Source organism: Pseudomonas sp. FSL R10-0056, from assembly GCF_009600105.1.
Taxonomy (GTDB): domain Bacteria; phylum Pseudomonadota; class Gammaproteobacteria; order Pseudomonadales; family Pseudomonadaceae; genus Aquipseudomonas; species Aquipseudomonas bubulae.
Map to the genome: position 1 here is coordinate 51,988 of NZ_WIWL01000161.1, position 20,304 is coordinate 72,291.

The 20,304-nt window shown below is 57.4% G+C and carries 20 protein-coding genes; 6 read left to right on the forward strand and 14 right to left on the reverse strand.

Translation table 11 applies throughout. The features are described from left to right. Positions 1 to 377 precede the first annotated feature (377 nt). Positions 378 to 611, reverse strand: a complete 234-nt coding sequence (locus GHO42_RS08385; RefSeq protein ID WP_153327118.1) for a helix-turn-helix domain-containing protein — start codon at positions 609 to 611, stop codon at positions 378 to 380. Between the two features lie 478 nt (positions 612 to 1,089). Between GHO42_RS08385 and GHO42_RS08390 the strand changes: the two genes are divergently transcribed. Both GHO42_RS08390 and GHO42_RS08395 read left to right on the forward strand, forming a co-directional pair. Then, the gene (locus GHO42_RS08390; protein ID WP_153327120.1) at positions 1,090 to 1,440 is read left to right on the forward strand and encodes a hypothetical protein; all 351 of its coding nucleotides are present in this window, start codon (positions 1,090 to 1,092) and stop codon (positions 1,438 to 1,440) included. Between the two features lie 652 nt (positions 1,441 to 2,092). Next, positions 2,093 to 3,274: a hypothetical protein gene (locus GHO42_RS08395; protein WP_153327122.1), complete on the forward strand. Its 1,182-nt coding sequence runs from the start codon at positions 2,093 to 2,095 to the stop codon at positions 3,272 to 3,274. 1,431 nt (positions 3,275 to 4,705) lie between these two features. On the opposite strand, the gene GHO42_RS08400 is transcribed toward GHO42_RS08395, so the two are convergent. From GHO42_RS08400 to GHO42_RS08415, 4 genes are all read right to left on the reverse strand, one after another. Beyond that, positions 4,706 to 4,906 (reverse strand): AlpA family phage regulatory protein, encoded by a 201-nt coding sequence (locus GHO42_RS08400; RefSeq protein WP_256670571.1) that lies wholly within the window; start codon positions 4,904 to 4,906, stop codon positions 4,706 to 4,708. A 77-nt stretch (positions 4,907 to 4,983) separates the two neighbouring features. Beyond that, the gene (locus GHO42_RS08405) at positions 4,984 to 5,622 is read right to left on the reverse strand and encodes a hypothetical protein (protein ID WP_153327126.1); all 639 of its coding nucleotides are present in this window, start codon (positions 5,620 to 5,622) and stop codon (positions 4,984 to 4,986) included. A 68-nt stretch (positions 5,623 to 5,690) separates the two neighbouring features. Then, entirely contained in the window at positions 5,691 to 6,935 is a 1,245-nt protein-coding gene (locus GHO42_RS08410; protein ID WP_153327128.1) for an integrase arm-type DNA-binding domain-containing protein, read from the reverse strand. Positions 6,936 to 7,113: 178 nt separating this feature from the next. Beyond that, the gene (locus GHO42_RS08415) at positions 7,114 to 8,196 is read right to left on the reverse strand and encodes a YhcG family protein (RefSeq protein ID WP_094999458.1); all 1,083 of its coding nucleotides are present in this window, start codon (positions 8,194 to 8,196) and stop codon (positions 7,114 to 7,116) included. A gap of 490 nt (positions 8,197 to 8,686) precedes the next feature. Between GHO42_RS08415 and GHO42_RS08420 the strand changes: the two genes are divergently transcribed. The 4 genes from GHO42_RS08420 to GHO42_RS08435 all read left to right on the forward strand — a co-directional run bounded on the left by GHO42_RS08420 (position 8,687) and on the right by GHO42_RS08435 (position 13,915). Beyond that, on the forward strand, positions 8,687 to 8,929 hold the full coding sequence (locus tag GHO42_RS08420; protein ID WP_019824297.1) for an exodeoxyribonuclease VII small subunit: 243 nt from the start codon (positions 8,687 to 8,689) through the stop codon (positions 8,927 to 8,929). Next, on the forward strand, positions 8,926 to 9,813 hold the full coding sequence (gene ispA, locus GHO42_RS08425) for a (2E,6E)-farnesyl diphosphate synthase (protein WP_153327130.1): 888 nt from the start codon (positions 8,926 to 8,928) through the stop codon (positions 9,811 to 9,813). The genes GHO42_RS08420 and ispA overlap by 4 nt, the downstream gene beginning before the upstream one ends. A 132-nt stretch (positions 9,814 to 9,945) precedes the next feature. Continuing rightward, a complete protein-coding gene (dxs, locus tag GHO42_RS08430) occupies positions 9,946 to 11,844 on the forward strand; it encodes a 1-deoxy-D-xylulose-5-phosphate synthase (protein ID WP_094999460.1) in 1,899 nt (632 codons plus the stop codon). Between the two features lie 187 nt (positions 11,845 to 12,031). Beyond that, positions 12,032 to 13,915 carry a TonB-dependent receptor domain-containing protein gene (locus GHO42_RS08435; RefSeq protein ID WP_153327132.1) on the forward strand — a complete coding sequence of 628 codons (1,884 nt, stop codon included), beginning with the start codon at positions 12,032 to 12,034 and terminating at the stop codon, positions 13,913 to 13,915. Between the two features lie 98 nt (positions 13,916 to 14,013). Here the strand turns inward: GHO42_RS08435 and GHO42_RS08440 are convergent, their stop codons facing one another. From GHO42_RS08440 to GHO42_RS08480, 9 genes are all read right to left on the reverse strand, one after another. Further along, positions 14,014 to 14,805 carry a cobalamin-binding protein gene (locus GHO42_RS08440; protein WP_153327134.1) on the reverse strand — a complete coding sequence of 264 codons (792 nt, stop codon included), beginning with the start codon at positions 14,803 to 14,805 and terminating at the stop codon, positions 14,014 to 14,016. Beyond that, positions 14,805 to 15,224, reverse strand: coding sequence for an MFS transporter (locus GHO42_RS08445; protein WP_094999463.1), 420 nt, complete (start codon positions 15,222 to 15,224; stop codon positions 14,805 to 14,807). The genes GHO42_RS08440 and GHO42_RS08445 overlap by 1 nt, the downstream gene beginning before the upstream one ends. Next, positions 15,221 to 15,838, reverse strand: coding sequence for a GTP cyclohydrolase II (gene ribA, locus GHO42_RS08450; protein WP_165446501.1), 618 nt, complete (start codon positions 15,836 to 15,838; stop codon positions 15,221 to 15,223). Before ribA ends, GHO42_RS08445 begins: the two co-directional genes overlap by 4 nt. A gap of 223 nt (positions 15,839 to 16,061) precedes the next feature. Continuing rightward, positions 16,062 to 17,021: a thiamine-phosphate kinase gene (gene thiL, locus GHO42_RS08455; RefSeq protein WP_153327136.1), complete on the reverse strand. Its 960-nt coding sequence runs from the start codon at positions 17,019 to 17,021 to the stop codon at positions 16,062 to 16,064. Positions 17,022 to 17,036: 15 nt separating this feature from the next. Beyond that, the gene (gene nusB, locus GHO42_RS08460; RefSeq protein WP_094999466.1) at positions 17,037 to 17,537 is read right to left on the reverse strand and encodes a transcription antitermination factor NusB; all 501 of its coding nucleotides are present in this window, start codon (positions 17,535 to 17,537) and stop codon (positions 17,037 to 17,039) included. Then, on the reverse strand, positions 17,534 to 18,010 hold the full coding sequence (ribE, locus tag GHO42_RS08465; RefSeq protein ID WP_138738705.1) for a 6,7-dimethyl-8-ribityllumazine synthase: 477 nt from the start codon (positions 18,008 to 18,010) through the stop codon (positions 17,534 to 17,536). Before ribE ends, nusB begins: the two co-directional genes overlap by 4 nt. A gap of 90 nt (positions 18,011 to 18,100) precedes the next feature. Then, positions 18,101 to 19,192: a bifunctional 3,4-dihydroxy-2-butanone-4-phosphate synthase/GTP cyclohydrolase II gene (gene ribBA / locus GHO42_RS08470; protein ID WP_094999467.1), complete on the reverse strand. Its 1,092-nt coding sequence runs from the start codon at positions 19,190 to 19,192 to the stop codon at positions 18,101 to 18,103. A 16-nt stretch (positions 19,193 to 19,208) separates the two neighbouring features. Next, positions 19,209 to 19,871: a riboflavin synthase gene (locus GHO42_RS08475; protein WP_086795767.1), complete on the reverse strand. Its 663-nt coding sequence runs from the start codon at positions 19,869 to 19,871 to the stop codon at positions 19,209 to 19,211. 46 nt (positions 19,872 to 19,917) lie between these two features. Then, a partial coding sequence (locus tag GHO42_RS08480) for a RibD family protein (RefSeq protein WP_178114915.1) occupies positions 19,918 to 20,304 on the reverse strand: 387 nt, incomplete at its 5' end.

The following is a 20,304-nucleotide window of genomic DNA, read 5'->3' on the forward strand; positions in this document are numbered from 1 at the left end:
CTCGCACAGTGATCGTAAGCTGATGGCTGCTCGCTGCCGTCGCTACTACATCAGCAAAGTGATAGCGTTTAGGGCGATTGCTTACTATTACTTACCCATCGCAGTAGTCGTCCAAGGACGGATTGATTAAAAACCGCGTCCCAGGCCGACTCCAGGCACACACCTTCGAGAACCAGATAGCCATATCTGCCATCAACGGGTAAGACCACCGCCTGCCAATCCAATGGATTCGAGCAAAAAGTGCCTTTTTTCTTACTACATTTAGTGAAAAGCACGCCCAATGAACATGGATCGATGCCGTGCGGATAGCGGACAGCATTTTGTTTATGAATAAGGAGGGGCGGCTTGTCTTTCTTCAAAATGCAAAATAAATCTCGTCATTGATCGTCAACAGGCTTCAACAACTCTATGACATCCACGTCCAGCGCGTGCGCTAAGCGCTCTAGGCCATCAATGCTGATATTGGTTATACAGCGCTCCACCTGAGAAACGTAGGTGCGATGAAAGTCGGCAAGCTCGGCGGCCTTCTCTTGGCTCAACCCATGGGCGAGACGTAGGCGCTTGAGATTGTGTGAAATACGTTGGCGGGCTGTGGCATGAAGTTTTTCCATGACCAAAGCGTCGGGCTCTACGCTGTTAACATCTACAGAGTATTGATCTACTGCCTTTGAATCTCATACAGTGATCGGCATTCGCCTAAATGGAATTATCGTCATGAACGCCAAGCCCCTTGTACACATCTCCATCGCCTTGCTTGCAGGCTGCGCCCAATCCAGTGGCGTATCAAAAATGGGGCCGGACACGTACTCGGTCTCCGTTCATGCCGCGCCCGCCCGAGGCGGTGAACCAGGGGCAATGCGGTTAGCAATGACAGAGGCTAACCAAACGTGTTTATCGCAAGGCCGGGAAATTCTCGTGAACAACGTCACCTCTGGACGATCCAGTCATTTTCCAGGGGGAACTGTAGACCTGATCTTTCAGTGCCTAGACGGGGCTGATTCGACCTTACAGCGTCCTAGCTATTCGCATACACCTGACGCGGTAATCCAATTCCGGTAACGGATCTATAGTAAGCAATGGAGTCAGATTATGCTGGTTACAGGATGTCTAATCGTCGTGTTCAACATCGTGCTTAGGGCGGCGCTATTTCCTGCTGAGTACACCCTGGCGGGCGACCCAAGCAACTACCCCCGTATTTTCTTCAGCTCACTAAACCGGATGGCTTATCGCTTGGTTGAGTCAGGCAGTCGCTGGGGCGGCAGCATATTGATTGCCGGGGGCTGGATTGGTTTTGAGAAAAGCCTATCTACGTTGGCAATGGGAGGGGTCGTGGTGGGTGTTATTGCTTGCTTCGTCGCGCCAATGACTTCAATGCTGATTGCCACCAAGATTCACCGCGGCTTTAATCACACCTTGGATGAAAATAATCCGCCTCATTAAGATGCTGGCGACTAGGTATGCGAACCGCACTGCCGGCACAGGATCTACTGGCTTTAGATAACTAAAACTGTCGCGGGAGAATAGAAACTATCGCGCCAACTTGCGCTGGCTGCCGCTGCCGGTGCCGGCAGCCAGGACGTCAGCTGCGCAGAGAAAAAGTAGACCACCACGAACTCACATCGTTCAGCGCTGCTGCGTGGCTCCAGCACCCGCTGTGGCGTGAGACACGAACTGGTCCCTTGGCAGACCATTGCGTGAAGGGCGGCCCCATACCCCTGCGTTGCTGAACGCTTTCGCTCTTGCGGTTTTGACCCAGGTTGCCGCAAATCGTTGATCTAACTGAATACTCGGCCATTAATGGTCTTATGTGTATCTTTCGACACCTAAGGCAGGGAACGGCCCTTGCACTTCGTACAGCAAAAATCCGGACCCAGTTCTGGGCGAAGGAGTAGTCGGACCAGGACCAGGATCTGCGTCTAAGATCGGGCCGGGCCACGGCACCACCAACTCGATGGGCTGGCCAGCAACTGCTACAGGACTTAGTGGTGGGGATTGCCCTCGACTTACTCAGAGGCTCGCGTTGGCGTTAGTATTGCCCCCTCTAGATTGAAGCTGCTAATCAGTTGGATTAGTAAACGACGAGGAAACAGGGATGGGAGATTGGGAGCGAACCTTCGGCCAGTCAGGGATGGCCAATGGAGGGATGGGCATCGTCGATGAAATCGTTAACTCCGAGCGACGCGAAGCCAGGCATTCCGCACGACTGCGATTCGACACCTGGGCAGAAGCAAACAGCTGGGCCAAAGCCAACCCCGGAAACACAGTGATTCGCAACCCCAACGGCCCTGGGTACGCAACGAAGTACCACCCCAAGTCCATTGAACCATCTGAAGGGATTCCCGACGCAAGGCAATCTGAAGCACGGAAAAAGATCGTAGCAATCACGATACGCGCCATGGATCTTGTTCAAACATGGCCAAGTACTCCTCAAGGCGTCATATTTATGAAGGACTTGATAACCTATCGTGATCATCAGATTTGTTTTGATACTGATTCGGCAACGATCTACGTTCGCGCAGGTGAGGAAACCATAGGGGCCAAGAGTTACGTAGACTTCGATTTTGCTCCCGAGCATTTTCGAGCTCAAGTGGATTGCTGGTTAGATGCAGTTGGAGCGCAGCCAGCGTCGTATGTTCGTCCGTTCGGACCACTACGCCCCCCTCCGATGGATGGGGACATGGCGTTGAATCTCATCGCAAGTTGGCCCAGCGCATTTTCATACTTCCCTAAAGATTACTGGGGCGAGGTATACTATCGAGAATTTCTCTTCAGTCACGATCCCTGCACCTCGAATATTCGTATTCGTACTTTAAGTGACCTCTTAGAAAAAAATGAATATCCGTCCTATCTAGCAGAGATTTCTGTTACCTATTTCCAAGAGTGTCAACGTTTCGGGTACTCCTTTCGCAATTATGTAGAAGGCTTGCTAGATAATATTGGAATCGGAGAGCCAAGACTTAAATGCAACTTTCTGGAGTGGCAGAGTCATCCGATTCGCGAAGCCTTTCTTTTTATTGCTGGTGAGGAATCTCCATGGGCGGTCGCGCCTCCCGCAACGCTTTTCCGAGGACACACATTCAGTATCTACGGCGATCATGTTTCCCTCGATGACGGCCATGGCGACCCCGCACAGTCTTTTTCTGTCCAACAGATCCGTGGGTGCGGTTCGATTAAGTTAATGATGCGGAGATTGATGCGGTCGCTTCACATTAATGAGAATTTAGCGGAGGAAAGCACTCTCCATTACGAACGAGAGAAGCGTTTCACTTATTAAACGCTGATTGTCCATTTTGTCCTACGAAATAAAAACTGTCGCAGCGTATTTGAAACAGTCGTCGACATCCGCCGCGAGGCGCCTAAACCGCTAGTGTTGCCGGTTCGGGCTGCCATCGTCATGTGGTGACCTGGGCGCTTGGGTGCCAGTTTGCGACAGCTCTTATTTGGTAAGCCATGTGCCGAAAACTCAAAAAACCGGTGTCGCGACAGTTTTTATTTCACCTTTCTTGCCGGCTAGCACCTGTAATTGCTGGGCTCGATGCGACAGTTTTTAATTCGTAGGGGCACTACATCGGGCTCACTTCGAGACTCTGCACCTCGGAGCTCAAGCCTCTAGCCAGATAACAGCTGACTGTTGCCGCTGACCGAATACGGCCAAGACCCAAGCCAGTGCGGTTTCATTGCAAGCATGTCCATCGACGAAACGATGAGAAACATGCGTCGTGATGATGTGGTACAGCCTCGGGCCCGCTTTATAGCAACAGAAATCCTGCACGACTGTCCGCCCATCCAGTGTGGGTGAAAAGCCAGTACCCGAGCAGCAGTGCCGTAGTGGCGTAGCGCCTCCCAACGAATCGCCCCAGTCCGCCATCTCAACAGCCCAGCCTCCGCATTCCTCAATTCGCGGACCTAGCAATGCACATTCCCAACTACCGGCATTTCTGAGCCTACCGCGCATACGCGTAAGTCCCGCCCCGACGCCCACTATCCCTTTTTGGCCTCCCTCGCCATATTCACTGCGCTATTTCACCAACTACCCGACTGACTACACAGGCCCTTGGTATATATAAAAAGGAGTCCAATTTCTGTACCTAGGGACCGACTCCATCGATACAGAAATTGGACGCACGGAGGTATTTCTGATCCTTTGTTTCCGTACTTAAAACCATCCCGCGTACAAAAACCGTACTCAACCTGGTACAGAAGCTGTACCGGGCATTTTGTTGTTTATGAGACTCAACTTTAGCGGTGGAGTAATCGTTGGCCCGACTTCAAGAGACTTACCGGGACAGTCGTCGATTGGCATCCATGCAAGCGCGAAGAGCGCACAACGGCCACCCGGGTTGATAAACACCCCCTCTCGAGTACGAATAATAAAACCAATATCCAAAAGTTGAGTCAAAGCACTAGCCAGAGATGACTTGCTACCTATCCCCCACTTCCTAGCCTGGACAAAAGACGCAGACAAGTCTCCGTTATTATTGCCCCGATACTGCCGCATAATTCCGAGTAGTATTTTGAGTGCGGAGGGACTCAGCTCACAAAATGCCGGATTATCATATAGCGCGTTCGGAAGCAGGATGAAACCGCCATACTCTCTCCGCCCTTTCAATTTCCGCCTGGTGCGCGCCATCCCTCAGCTCACCCTAATAAAGAAACAAACATTACGACAGTCGTAACCACGGATAGCCCCCTGATCCATGATTACCTACCGCCGCTCAAGGCGATCAGCCACCCACTGCTCGACCTCCCAGGAGTCCCAACCCACGGCACGAGCACCAATGCGACGAGCGCTAGGAAAACGACCTTCCTTCATCAGTTCGTAAATGTGGGTGCGCCCGAAACCAGAAGCAGCTTTCACTTCCGGCAACCGCATGATGCGGCGGGTCCTGTTACCATCAGTTGTCATCGTCATCGCTCCTAAGCGGATTGCAGCGGTGTGCTGCGGACGACGCCTAAACTGCTCGATGAAACTGTCACAACCGGCTAAGTGACAGTAGTTTTGTCATCAATCCTTTTATTCTGCCGTGACACCCCATGTGCTTTAAGTGCTCGAGCAACAGTAGATTGGCTAGCCTCAAAGCTGGCCATTAATTCGTAGATAATTGCTTTTCTGTTCGGGCTATTCGCATAGTCACGAGCTATCGCGGCACTGGCGATCAACTCAGAACGCTGCCCATCTGGCTTTAATAATGCGTGGTCTCCACGCCGAGGCTTTTTGGCCACATCACTTTGCCGTTCGGACAAAATTATTTTTCTTCCGAGCTCTAACGCTTGCAAAGCTTGGTGCTGGGTAAGTTGGCTTTCTGGGCTATCGATATGTTGTTGAATCATATCCCTCGCCCGAAGCAGTCTTTGCTCTAGTGGTAGCCACATATCAACGAAACACCTCGTACAAAGACGACGGTATTCAAGAGGCAGGAACTCAGATTCCCAATTTTCAGAGAACAAAATACCAAATCGGCCTGGGTTCTCTTTTCTATCAGCAATCAACGCTAGACAAGCAGACTCCGCCTCATTTAGTTCTTTCGCTAAATGCGGTGGTATTGATGGAAGCCTTGAAATAGCACGCCTTGCTTCTTTAGATTCGGGCGTAATCTTTCTCGTTACCAAAGTCGTCTCCATTTGGTGATTGTTGAATGAGTACCCGTTACCTGTAGACCGGCAACAAATTCAGCTGTGGCTTGTTCGTCCTACACATGTTTGAACTTGCCTTGTAGGACATTGGTCGCTGGTGGCGTGGCAAGGTAATTCGCCCAGTCAATCATCAGGGCGCGACGCTTTTCAAAGAAGTCACTGCGTGAGTATGCGCCCTCAGTCTGGTCGCGCTCATCGTGCGCCAATGCCAGCTCACAAACCTCGCGTGGGTAATGAGTACACTCACCAGCCCAATCTCGAAATGAACTGCGGAAGCCATGCCGCGTAACGTCGGCGTGTCCTAAGTCGTGCAACATGTTACGAATTGCATTCGCATGCATAACTCCGCTTTTACCGTGACCAGGGAACAAGTATGGGCTGCCCTCGATACGCGGTAGCGCGCTCAATAGCTCTACAACCTCCGGAGCAAGGGGGATGTTGAAAGCTTGACGCATCTTCATCCGCTCAGGAGCTAGCGACCAGACTCCAGCCTCCAAGTCGAATTCTGCCCAAGTGGAAAGCCGTACCATCTGTGCACGCGCGCCCGTCAGAATCAGCAGGCAGGCCGCTACAGCAACGCGGGACTCATTCGTCTTCAGCTTGCGAATGAGCGCCGGTACGTCCTGCCATTTCATTGCAGGGAAGTGCTCTCGCTTTCTCGCCTTTTTCTTGTCCGACTTGCTCAGCAGGTTGGCTAGATGCCCACGCCAGCGCGCTGGATTATCGCCATCGCGCAGTCCGCGTGCCTTTGCCGCGTCTAATATTTGCTCTATTTGACCCCGAACCTCATCGGCGGTACGCGTCTTGGCTCCCCAGATAGGTTGCAGCACCTTGAGTACATGCGCAGTCTCGACCTCAGTGGTCGGTAGCTTGCCTATATGAGGGAAGGCATACAGCTCTAGCTTTCTCAGCCAGCCAACGCGCCACTTATCTGACCAAGAAGCCCCATGTGCGTCCCTATATTCGGTCGCCAGTACCTCAAAAGTAACTTTGCGCGCATCACTGATTCGTTGTGCTTCGCGCTGCGCGTCGCGTTCAGAGTCTCGGGCGGCCAATGGATCTATGCCATCTGCCTTCAGCTTGCGTGCATCTGCGGCCTTGATCCGGGCACCAGCTAGTGTCACCTCAGGGTATTTACCAAGCCCCATGTCTCGGCTCTTACCGGCGATCTTATAGCGGAAGATCCAACTTACTCCGCCGGTCTTGCTGACTTGGAAATACAACCCATCACCGTCGCCTGTCATTCCAGGCGTACCCGCTTTTACCAAGCTCTCGATGGTTTTAACTGTCAGTTTCGCCATAACTCTACCCCACACGTTTCGACCCACACCCTGACCCATACCGAAGAAAGCGGCTTTCGGTGTTGCTGACCGGCTCTCAGCGGACGAATAATAGGTCTAAACCCCCTGGATATCTAGGCATATGTGGATGACCGCGAATTTCAGCGAAGCATAGAAATGCCGGCCACAAGCCGGCTTTTTAATGCCTGAAATAATCCTCGTTCACTCGACACTCCTCGATAGCGACGCCATCACCCGCCAGTTCGCGTTCGATCTGTTCGATGCTGGGCAAACTGGTCTGCAACTCTGCTGGCAGTGACTCTACCAACTGGTACTCGGCCACGCCGATGGGCCGGGTGTTATCGCGCAAGGCGTACTCGGCCACCACCTTGTTCTTGCTGGAGCACAGCAACAGGCCGATGGTGGGGCTGTCCTGGGGATCCTTGACCTGCCCATCCACGGCGGCCAGATAAAAACCCAACTGCCCAAGGTGCTCCGGTTTGAATTTACCGGCCTTGAGTTCAACCACTACATAGCAGCGCAGCTTGAGGTGGTAGAACAGCAGATCGATGAAAAACTCGTCACCTCCCACATTCAAAAGCACTTGTTTGCCGACGAAGGCAAAACCTGCGCCCAGCTCCAGCAAAAAGTCGGTGACATGCCTGACTAGAGCAGTTTCTATCTCTCGCTCGTGCGCATCAGCGCCGAGGCCAAGAAAGTCGAAACGGTAGGGATCTTTCAACGACTCACGGGCCAAATCGGACTGGGGTTTGGGCAAGAAGTTTTCAAAATTGCTCACGGCCTTGCCACTGCGCTCCAGTAAACGACCCTCGATCTGCATGACCAGCGTATTTCGCGACCAGTTGTGTTCGATGGCCTTGGCCGCATACCAACGGCGGGTTTCTGGGCCGGGGAGTTTGTCCAGCAACGCCAATTGGTGATACCAGGGCAATTGTGCAAGCACCTCTTGCACAATTGCTGTGTCAGGCCATGCCTGGGCAAAGGCACGCATATATTTGAGGTTGCGTGGCGAGAAACCTTTCATGTGCGGGAAGGCTGCGCGCAGATCCAGCGCCAGACGCTCAATCACTTTCGTGCCCCAACCTTGCTGTGTCTGGCGGGTCAAAATGTCGTGACCGATTTGCCAGTACAGCAGCACCAGCTCGCGGTTCACCGCCAACGTGGCGCGCTGCTGGGCGCCATGAATGCGGCCTTTAAGATCGCTCAACCAGTCACTGTAGCCCTCGGGCTGCGCACTCAAACCAACAGGAGTTTCACTCATGGCTTTTTCTCTCGTGACCACGCCAGCGTGCTCGAAACATCTGCAGTGCACAGATCCAATCGCTGGCAGGGCACACAACATAAGCCTTTAAATTCGGTCTTTTCGTACGACACTTCGCTTTCATTCTCGTGAAACTTCCGAGAAAAATCCCGTTCGCTTGCGCCTGCCAAACTCGGGAAATAGTCTCGGGCCATCGCTGCAAAATCAGCGGTCGGGTTTAGTCGCCCGATCTGTAATCCGGCGCAAGGCAACACTTCCGCAAGGTGCTTTTTACGGCCTGTGTTTTATGGTGGCCGTGCCCAGGGCGCCCTTGTGGCGCGCCGGGTTCCGGATGCACCGGTCGACTAACCTGCGTACGGCTGCCACCCACTCGTTTAGTAGCGACAAGTGAAAACCCCCTCACCTGGATACATGGGCGCCCTGTCGATTTGCCCCAAAACCCGCCGTCTGCTAGTGTCAGCCGGTTTTAACGCCTACCGAGAATGCCGCCATGGCCCGCAAAAAAGCTTCCCCGGATTTCGAACAGTCACTCGCTGACCTGCAAACACTGGTCGAGCGTCTGGAAAATGGCGAGCTGTCGCTGGAAGATTCCCTGACCGCCTTCGAACAAGGCATCCGCCTGACCCGTGATTGCCAGGGCGCACTGGCCCAGGCCGAGCAGAAAGTACAGATCCTGCTTGAGCGTGACGGTGAGCTGGCACAAGAGCCTTTTGATGCGGAACAGTCCGAATGATTGATGCTTACCAGATCAGCAGCCAGGCCCGTGTCAATGCGGCGCTTGAAAGCCTGTTTGTCGCTCCGGCTCCCGAGCTGGCCCGTCTTTATGAGGCCATGCGCTACAGCGTCATGAATGGCGGCAAACGGGTTCGCCCGCTGCTGGCCTATGCCGCCTGCGAAGCCCTCGGCAGTACACCTGAGCAAGCCAATGGCGCGGCCTGTGCCGTGGAATTGATCCACGCCTATTCGCTGGTGCACGACGACTTGCCCGCAATGGACGATGACGATCTGCGTCGCGGCCAGCCAACCACCCACAAAGCGTTCGACGAAGCCTGCGCCATTCTGGCGGGCGACGGCCTGCAAAGCCTGGCGTTCAGCGCTTTGCTCGACCCGCGCCTGAGCAACCTGGACGCCGACACCCGTTTGCGCATGGTCACGGCCCTGGCTTTTGCTGCAGGCCCGGCGGGCATGGTCGGCGGGCAAGCGATCGACCTCGGTTCGGTGGGGCTCAAGCTCGACCAGGCCGCGCTGGAATACATGCACCGGCACAAGACCGGCGCCCTGATCGAAGCCAGCGTGCAACTGGGCGCCCTGGCCAGCGGTCATGCAAACGAAGACAACCTGCACGCACTGAGCGTTTATGCACGGGCCATTGGCCTGGCGTTTCAGGTTCAGGACGACATTCTGGATGTTGAAAGCGATACCGCAACTCTGGGTAAACGCCAGGGGGCCGACATAGCACGGGACAAACCGACCTACCCCGCCCTGATGGGGCTGGAGCAGGCCAAAGGCTATGCGCTTGAGCTGCGCGACCAGGCGCTCAACGCCCTGCGACATTTTGATGCAGCCGCCGAACCGCTGCGTGAACTGGCACGTTATATCGTTGAGCGACGCCACTAAAGGGCGCTGCTCAGTAACGTTTTCTGACAGCTCTAATGCCAAGGTCTTACGAACGAATGCCAGACTGCGTGGGCAGCTTACGTTCCATAAGGTAAACTGCCGCCTCTTCTTATACCTATAACGATTCGCCTGATGCCAACGACGTTTCAAGAGATTCCCCGCAACCGTCCGACTACGCCCCTGCTTGACCGGGCAGGCACGCCTGCGGGCCTGCGCCGCCTGGCAGAAGCCGAGCTGGAAACCCTGGCCGATGAGTTGCGCCTGGAATTGCTCTATACCGTCGGCCAGACGGGCGGGCATTTCGGTGCCGGCCTGGGTGTCATTGAGCTGACCATCGCGTTGCACTACGTGTTCGACACCCCGGACGACCGGCTGGTGTGGGACGTGGGCCATCAGGCGTATCCGCATAAAATCCTCACGGGCCGTCGCGAGCAGATGGCAACGTTACGTCAGAAAGACGGCATTGCCGCTTTCCCGCGTCGTGCCGAGAGCGAGTACGACACCTTTGGTGTCGGCCACTCCAGCACCTCGATCAGCGCAGCGCTGGGCATGGCCATTGCCGCCCGCCTGCAAAAAAGCGAGCGCAAGGCGATTGCCGTGATCGGTGACGGCGCATTGACTGCGGGCATGGCGTTTGAGGCGTTGAACCACGCGCCCGAAGTCGACGCCAACATGCTGGTGATCCTCAACGACAACGACATGTCGATCTCGCGCAATGTTGGTGGTTTGTCCAACTACCTGGCCAAGATCCTGTCGAGCCGCACCTATGCAAGCATGCGCGAAGGCAGCAAAAAGGTGCTCTCGCGTCTGCCTGGTGCGTGGGAAATTGCGCGGCGCACAGAAGAATATGCCAAGGGCATGCTGGTACCCGGCACCCTGTTCGAAGAGTTGGGCTGGAACTATATCGGCCCGATCGATGGCCACGACCTGCCGACCTTGATCGCGACGCTGCGCAATATGCGCGACCTCAAAGGGCCGCAGTTTCTGCATATCGTCACCAAAAAAGGCAAGGGCTTCGCTCCGGCCGAAGCGGACCCGATCGGCTATCACGCCATCACCAAGCTCGAACCGCTCAATGCTCCGAAAGCTGCACCGAAGGCACCCAGCGGGCCCAAGTACTCCGCCGTGTTTGGCGAGTGGCTGTGCGACATGGCCGCTGCCGATGAGCGCCTGGTGGGCATCACCCCGGCCATGAAAGAAGGCTCGGATCTGATTGCGTTCAGCGAGCGGTATCCAAAGCGCTATTTCGACGTGGCGATTGCAGAGCAACATGCCGTGACCTTTGCTGCCGGCATGGCCTGCGAAGGCTCCAAGCCGGTAGTGGCAATTTACTCGACGTTCCTGCAGCGCGGTTACGACCAGCTGGTGCATGACGTCGCGGTGCAGAATCTTGACGTGCTGTTCGCCATCGACCGTGCCGGCCTGGTGGGCGAAGACGGCCCGACCCACGCAGGCAGCTTCGATCTGTCGTTCCTGCGCTGCATCCCGGGCATGCTTATCATGACCCCGAGCGATGAGAACGAACTGCGCAAAATGCTCACCACCGGCCACCTGTACAACGGCCCGGCGGCAGTGCGTTACCCTCGCGGCACAGGCCCGAACGCAGTGATCGAAAAAAACCTCGAGCCGCTGGAAATCGGCAAGGGCGTGATTCGTCGCCAGGGTTCGAAAGTCGCCATGCTGGTATTCGGCGTGCAACTGGCAGAAGCCCTGCAAGTGGCAGAAAAAATCGACGCCACCGTGGTCGACATGCGCTTCGTCAAGCCGATGGATGAAGAGCTGGTTCGCGAAATGGCTGCCAGCCATGAGCTGCTGGTGACCATCGAAGAGAACGCTGTCATGGGCGGCGCAGGCGCCGGCGTCAGCGAGTTCCTGGCCCGTGAAAACGTGCTCAAGTCTGTGCTGCACCTGGGCTTGCCGGATATTTACGTCGAACATGCCAAACCGAGCCAGATGCTGGCCGAATGCGGCCTGGATGCGGCAGGTATCGAAGCCTCGGTACGTCAGCGCATGGAACTCCTGGGGCTCTGAGCCACTTGGTCTGCGCGATTTCGTAGCAGCTGCCGCAGGCTGCGTTCGATTGCGAAGCGATCGTAAATCCACCCCCCTCGGTGATACTGATACACCGCGAGGCATGGTTTACGGTGGCTACGCCACCGGACGCAGCCTAGTTCCTACGGCAGCTGCTACGATCCGCCCAACACCCTGTTGAGACACCATGAAACACCTTCGTCTTGCCCTGATCCTCGGTTTTATCCCCGCCTGCCCTTTGCTTGCAGAGCCGCTGGAGCGCGAAGATGCGCTCAAACTCCCGCAGACCCTGATCACCGGCAATCGCCAGGTCGAGGCTCGCTCGGACAGCACAAGCGCCAACAGCGTGTTCACCCGTGACGATATCGACCGCCTGCAACCCACCAGCCTGACCGACTTGCTCGGCCGGGTACCCGGTGTACAAGTGGCCCGCAGCGGTGGACGCGGCGGTTTGCCGGGGATTTACATTCGCGGCACCAAGTCGGCGCAAAGCCTGGTGCTGGTCGACGGCCAGCGCATGGCCAATGCCACTTCGGCCGACAGCAATCTGCAGTACCTCAATATCGATCAGATCGAGCGGGTTGAAGTGCTGCGCGGCTCGCGCTCGGTGATCTACGGCAGCGATGCGATTGGCGGTGTGATCCAGATTTTCACCCGACGCGGTGCCGATCAAGCCCCGCAGCTTCGCCTGCATAGTGCAGTGGGCAGTTATGGCAGCTCGCAAAACAGCCTGGGCATCTCCGGTGGCGACGGGCAAACGCGCTACAACCTCAGTGGCATCCTGGAACAAACCGCCGGGATCAACCGCACCCACGAATCCTTCCCCAGCGACAGCGACCACGACGCCTATCGCAACAAGTCACTGAGCCTGAACCTGAGCCACTACCTGAACCAGGAGCTTGAAATTGGCCTGACGGCCATGAAAAACGTCGGCAAGACCGAACTCGACAATTCGTTCGGGCGCTGGGACCCGCAGACCCAGACTGTCAGTGGCCAACAGCTCTACAGCGATTTTGATATCAGCAGCGTCGGCAGTTTTATCGACGCGCAACTGAACGAACGCTGGAACTCGCGCCTGGAGCTGGGCCACAGCGAAAACCGTGAAAAAACCCGGGACAAACTCAGCGCCGAGATCTACAGCTTCAACACCTATCGCGACTCGCTGAACTGGCAGAACAACCTGACGCTGGACGATCAAAACAGCCTGATCCTCGGCGCCGACACCTATCAAGACCGGGTACGCAGCAGCACCGTTTTCGATGAAGACAGCCGCTGGAACCGCGCCGCGTTTGTTCAGCACCGCTTCCACGGCGAGTACTTCTCGACCGAGCTGGGCCTGCGTCACGACCAGAACCAGCAATTTGGCAGCCACAACACCTGGAGCGCCAGCCTGACGGTGCCGCTGAACGCCGACAACGACGTTATGCTGACTTACAGTGAAGGGTTTCGCGCACCGACGTTCAATGACTTGTACTACCCGCAGTTCGGCAATCCCGATCTCAAGCCGGAATACTCAAAAAGCTACGAGCTGCAATGGCGCAGTCAGCTAAGTGAGACCAGTCGCCTGGAAACCTCGCTGTATCGCACCGATATTCGCGACGCGATTGTGGCCGATGCCGACTTTATTCAGCAGAACATCGGCGCAGCACGGATCACCGGTTTCGAAAGCGCGTTGCAGCAAGAATGGTTCGGCTGGCAGAGCAGCCTGGGTATCGCGATTATTGACCCGCGCGATCGTGATACCGGCCATACCCTGAGCCGCCGCGCACGCCGTACCTTGAGCCTGGATCTGGATCGGCAATTTGACAAGGTAGGTGTCGGCGCCAGCTGGCAAGCGGTGAGCAGCAGCTTCAATGATGAAGACAACAAGCAGCCCGTTGGCGGTTATGGCTTGCTGGGATTACGCGGCAACTGGCAGGCCAGCTCAGAAGTGCGGCTCGACCTGAAGGTCGATAACCTGCTGGACAAAAGCTTCACCCGCGCGCTGTACAGCTATGACGGCAACTACTATGGCTACCGCGAAGAACGGCGCTCGCTGCAGCTGGCAATTACCTGGACGCCGACGTTCTAAACCTGTGGGCGCGGGATGGCTCGCGATAGCATCACCGCGACTTACCTGACACTGCGCATCACCTGCATCGCGAGCAAGCCCGCTCCCACAGATAATTTTTATCTCTGTAATTGCTCACACAATCTGGCCGTCGCTTCCAGCATCTGCCCGCTCGGACGCTCCAGGCCCTTGTCGGCCAATAGCAGCAAACGCCCATGCTTGACCGCATCGATCTGCGGCCAGGCTTTCCAGGCATCCAGCTGCGCCTGGGTGCCGGCGATAATCACCTCAGGATTACGCTGTAACACAGACTCTATACCAACCTGCGGCGCCGGCAGTTTGAGGTCGTCAAACACATTGCTTGCTCCGCACACTGCCAGCGCATCACTGATGATTTGCCCGCCGCCGATGGTGTACAGCGGCTGATCCCACACCTGATAAAACACCCGCACAGGCACGTCAGTCCGGTACTGTTCACGCAGTTGTGCCAGACGTTGGCGCAGTTGCGTTGCCAGCTCCCTTCCACGCTGCGGGCGACCCAGGGCGATGGCCAGGGCTTCAACCTGATCGGCCAGTTGATCGAGGCTTGCCGGTTCGGCGGTGAAGGTGGGGATATTCAGGTTACGCAATTGCTCGCGCTGGGCAACACCCACACTGCCTGGCCAAAGCAAAAGCAGGTCGGGTTGCAGGCTGAGCAGACGCTCCATGTCCAGTTGCCCGTAGCGGCCCACAGAAGGCACGTCGGCAAGCTCAGGTAACGGCTCCCCTGCTTCCAGACGCCCCACCAGCAAATCGGCGGCGCCGAGTTCGACAACCATTTCAGAAAGGGACGGTGACAGGCTCACCACGCGGCTGACAGCCTGGGCAGAAAAGCTGACAGTCAGCAACAGAGCTGCCAGCCAGACGCGCATCAGCCTACCTGGCGGGGGACGCGATAGAGGTAAAACAGCACCAGCGTTGACAGTACCAGCAGCAATAGCGGTACGCCTTCAAGCCCGACAAACACCGCCAGCGTGGCAATCCAGGTGGGCAGCCCCGCCGCTAGCAGGGACCGCTGACGTGCACGCGCCAGCTCATCCCAGGCTGCAGGTTCCTGTGGGGTGTCGAGGGCTTTCTGCAGATTGATCAGGCCATGTTTGTAAGGCCCGAACGTGCGCAGGGTGACGAACATCGAAGCCACGCCCGCAATAAATAACGGCATTGCCAGCTCAGGCAGCAACGGCTCGGCGCTGCCGAAAAACCAGCAGACCAGCACCAGAGGCAGCAGGGTCAGCAGCAGCTGTTGCCACCAACTGAAACTCAGGCGCCGACGACGCTGGCCACGGGTCATGCCGGGTCAGCCTCGCTTTGATGCTGGTTACCCATCATGTGCCCTAGCTTGTTGGCTTTGGTCGCCAGGTACAGCTTGTTGTGCGGGTTGTGCCCGGTGTGCAGCGGCACACGCTCGGCCACGGTGATGCCCATATCAGTCAGGGCTTTGACCTTGCGCGGATTGTTGGTCATCAGGCGCAGCGAATGCACGCCTACGTGCTCCAGCATCGGCAGGCAAATGGCGTAATCGCGCTGGTCGGCGGCAAAGCCGAGGCGCTCGTTGGCTTCAACGGTATCGGCGCCGCCATCTTGCAACTCGTAGGCACGGATTTTGTTGAGCAAGCCGATGCCACGGCCTTCCTGACGCAGGTACAGCAATACGCCACGACCTTCGCGGGCAATGGCCTGCAAGGCGGCTTCAAGCTGCGAGCCGCAGTCGCAGCGCTGGCTGAACAGGGCGTCACCGGTCAGGCATTCGGAATGCACACGCCCCAGAACCGGCGCACCGTCTGTAACGTCGCCCAAACTGAGCACAACGTGTTCACGACCCGTGGCCTTCTCAAGGAAGCCATGCATAGTGAACTCGGCAAAGGGGGTGGGTAATTTGCAAGCGGCAACGAAAACGACAGGCACCGTGTGCTCCTGATCAGTTTGAGTACTGGAAATTCGCAGAGGCGACATTGTAACAGGAGGTTCCTACAGACGCTTAGGCTGAATTACCGAGGATAAATATCTAAAAGTTTGATGACTTACGCTACACAGACCCCGTGGGAGCGGGCTTGCTCGCGAAACAGGCGATGCGGTGTATCAGGCTGAACGTGGCGCTGCCATCGCGAGCAAGCCCGCTCCCACAGGGTCACGCACGAAAATGCTGATAGCCGTGGACTGCCGGGGTAATGTCCCGGCCTTCGTCATCCAGCAGCGTGACGCCCTGCCCTTCAACCACGCGACCAATCACATGGATAGGCCAGCCATCGGCCAGCAGGGTCGGCACCTCAACCTCAGGCAAGGTAAACGCCAGTACATAGTCATCACCGCCGCTCAACGCTGCCTGTTGCGCTCCCGCCTCGCCCAGGAACTCTTCCAGCGCCAGCGAGACCGGCACCCGGTCGAGTTCAATCGCCAGCCCCACCTTCGACGCCGCCGCGATATGCCCGCAATCGGCCAGCAGGCCATCGGAAATATCCAGCGCCGAGGTGGCTTTACCACGCAGGGCCTGGCCCAGCGCCAACTGCGGTTGTGGCGACCAGTAATGGGCCAGCAACGGTTCGCCGATCATCGATGCCGCGGTGCGCTGCCCCAGCACCAACGGCAACGCCCCGGCCGCATTGCCCAGCTCGCCACCCACACACAGCAGGTCACCGGGGCGCGCGCCGCTGCGGGTCAGGGCATGGCCCGTGGGCACTCGCCCGAAAACTGTAAGGGTCAGACACAATGGCCCGCGCGTGGTGTCGCCACCGATAAGGCGCAGGCCACAGGTCTGGGCCATCAGGTTCAAACCACGGGCATAGGTTTGCAGCCACTCGGCGTCAAACGTCGGCAGGGTCAGGGCAAGGGTAAATGCGACAGGAGTTGCGCCCATGGCCGCCAAATCACTGGCCGCCACTGCCAGCGAACGCTGACCGAGCAGGAAAGGGTCGCAGGGATCTGCGAAGTGCACCCCGGCTACCAGGGTGTCGGTGGAAATCGCCAGCTGTTCCCCGAAGGGAACATCCAGCAGGGCGCAGTCGTCGCCAATACCCAGGGCAACACCCTCGCCGCCCTGCGCACAGGGCGCGGCAGCGAAGAAGTTGCGGATCAGCTCAAACTCGCCCATGGCCGACAGCGCGGTTTAGCGCTTGTAAGCCTTTACTTCAGCTTCACGCAGGCGTGGCGCCAGTTTGTCGAGCACACCGTTGACGAACTTGTGGCCGTCGGTGGAGCCGAACACTTTCGCCAGCTCGATGCCTTCGTTGATTACAACGCGGTAAGGCACGTCAACACGCTTGATCAGCTCCCAGGTGGACAGGCGCAGAACAGACAGCTCAACCGGATCGAGTTCTTCGATGGTGATGTCCAGGCACGGAACCAGGGCAGCATCGATCTCGCCTTTGTGCGCAGGCACGCCGTGCAGGATTTCACGGAAGTAGGCAGCATCAACGTCGGAGAAGTCGTTATCGACGCGGAATTGCGCTTCGATTTCGTTCAGCGACTGCTTGGCCATGTGCCATTGGTACAGAGCCTGAGTTGCGAGTTGACGCGCTTCACGGCGCTTGGCGCTCTTGGAAGGCTTGCCAGCGTCCGCAGGTTTCGGCTCGCGCGGGTTGAAACGATCGCTTTCGTCGGAAATCACTTGGCCTCCAACTGTGCCAACAGGCTAACCATTTCAAGGGCGGACAAGGCAGCTTCTGCGCCTTTGTTGCCAGCTTTGGTGCCCGAGCGCTCGATGGCTTGTTCAATCGAGTCAACGGTCAGCACGCCGAAGGCAACCGGTACGCCGAACTGCATGGACACTTGGGACAAGCCCTTGGTGCACTCGCCAGCAACGTATTCGAAATGCGGAGTACCGCCACGAATCACGGCGCCCAGGGCGATGATGGCGGCGAATTCGTTGCGCTGGGCAACTTTTTGCGCGACCAGCGGGATTTCAAACGCGCCAGGTGCGCGGATGATGGTGATGTCGTTTTCGTTCACACCGTGGCGAACCAGGGCATCAACGGCACCACTCACCAGGCTTTCGACGACGAAGCTGTTGAAACGGCCAACTACGAGTGCGTAGCGACCTTTGGGGGCGATGAAGGTACCTTCGATGGTCTTCAGGGTCATTCGGTATGTCTCGTATTAAAGAGCCAGAGCGCATTTGCATGCGCTCTTTAGGATATTGGGCCACGAATTCGGACTGGACACGACCGGTCTTTATTCGGAGGGCACGTATTCTACAACTTCCAGATCGAAACCGGATATGGCATTGAACTTCATTGGTGAACTCATCAGGCGCATTTTGCGTACACCGAGGTCACGCAGGATCTGCGAACCGGCACCGACGATGCTGTAGGTGGTCGGTTTTTTCACCGGCGCGTGGTCTGCCGTTTCGCGGATATTGGCCAGCAATACATCGCCATCCAGGGGGTGACCGAGCAACAGCACCACACCGCTGCCGGCCTCAGCCACCGCGCTCATGGCGGCGCGCAGGCTCCAGCGGCCGGGCTGCTTGACCATCAGCAGGTCGCGCAGCGGGTCCATGTTATGCACGCGCACCAGGGTCGGTTCTTCGGCGCAGATCTTGCCCAGGGTCAGTGCCATATGCACATCGCCTTCGACTGAATCACGATAGGTCACCAAATTGAATTGGCCCAGTTCGCTGTCCAGTGGCTGCTCGGCAATCCGCTGAACGGTACGTTCGTGAATCATGCGGTAGTGGATCAGGTCGGCAATGGTGCCGATCTTGATGCCGTGCTCGGCCGCGAAAGCTTCCAGTTCAGGGCGACGGGCCATGGTGCCATCGTCGTTCATCACTTCGCAGATCACTCCGCTTGGCTCGAACCCGGCCATGCGCGCCAGATCACAGGCGGCTTCAGTGTGGCCGGCGCGGGCCAGGGTGCCACCGGCTTGAGCCATCAACGGGAAGATATGGCCCGGGCTGACGATGTCTTCGGCTTTGGCGTCCTTGGCGGCCGCCGCTTGCACGGTGCGCGCGCGGTCAGCGGCAGAGATGCCGGTAGTGACGCCGGTGGCCGCTTCGATCGAGACCGTGAACTTGGTGCCAAAACCGGAACCGTTGCGCGGTGCCATCAACGGCAGCTTGAGCAGTTCGCAACGCTCGCGGCTCATCGGCATGCAGATCAGGCCACGGGCAAAGCGCGCCATGAAGTTGATGTGCTCGGCCTGACAACACTCGGCGGCCATGATCAGGTCGCCTTCGTTCTCGCGGTCTTCGTCATCCATAAGGATGACCATCTTGCCTTGGCGGATATCTTCAACCAGTTCTTCGATGCTGTTGAGCGCCACGCGGCACCCCCTTACGTCAGGATTTGAGAAAGCCGTTGGCGGCCAGAAAACTTTCGCTGATGCCACCCGAGGTCGGCTCGGCAGCTTTGTCACCCAGCAGCAAACGCTCAAGGTAGCGCGCCAGCAAATCGACCTCGAGGTTGACCCGGCGACCCGGACGGTAGTCACCCATGATGGTTTCGCTCAGGGTGTGCGGAATGATGGTCAGCGAGAACTCGGCGCCATTGACCGCGTTCACCGTCAGGCTGGTGCCGTCGACCGTGATCGAGCCTTTATGGGCAATGTACTTGGCCAGTTCTTTGGGTGCACGGATGCGGAACTCGATGGCACGGGCGTTCTCCTCACGGGAGATCACCTCGCCCACGCCATCAACGTGGCCGCTGACCAGATGACCGCCCAGGCGCGTGGTCGGGGTCAGGGCCTTTTCCAGGTTGACCCGGCTGCCGCTTTTCAAGTCGTTGAACGCGGTGCAATCGAGGGTCTCGCGGCTGACGTCAGCGGCAAAGCCGTTGCCCGACAGCTCAACGGCGGTCAGGCACACGCCATTGATGGCGATACTGTCGCCGAGTTTGACGTCGCTCAGGTCGAGCTTGCCGGTGTCGATGGAAACTCGCACATCACCGCCCTTGGGGGTCAATGCACGGATGCTGCCGATGGATTCAATGATGCCGGTAAACATGGCGTTCCCCTTGAGAACAAAGCCTGCGTAACACGAAGGCTGAGAATTATACGCTCGCTGACGGCACAGGTATGGCAGTGACTCGCCAGTCATCGCCTACCGCGCGCATGTCGGTAATTTTGAGCAATGGCGCTTCGCTCATATGGGTCAGCGGCAGCTCCAGTAATGGCCGCGCCGTAGAGCCCAAAAACTTGGCCGCGACAAATATCTGGTATTCATCCACCAACCCCTGCTCGGCAAAGGCCCCCGCCAGACGCGGCCCGGCCTCCACCAGCACTTCGTTGACGCCGCGGGCGGCCAGCGCCTGCAACAACTTGCGCAGGTCGACCTGGCCATTGGCGCCGTGGATTAACAGGCACCAGGGCCCGGTACGGTATTGCTCGGCAGGCGGCACGCAGGTGGCAACCAGCGCTGGCCCGGCCTTGAAGAACGG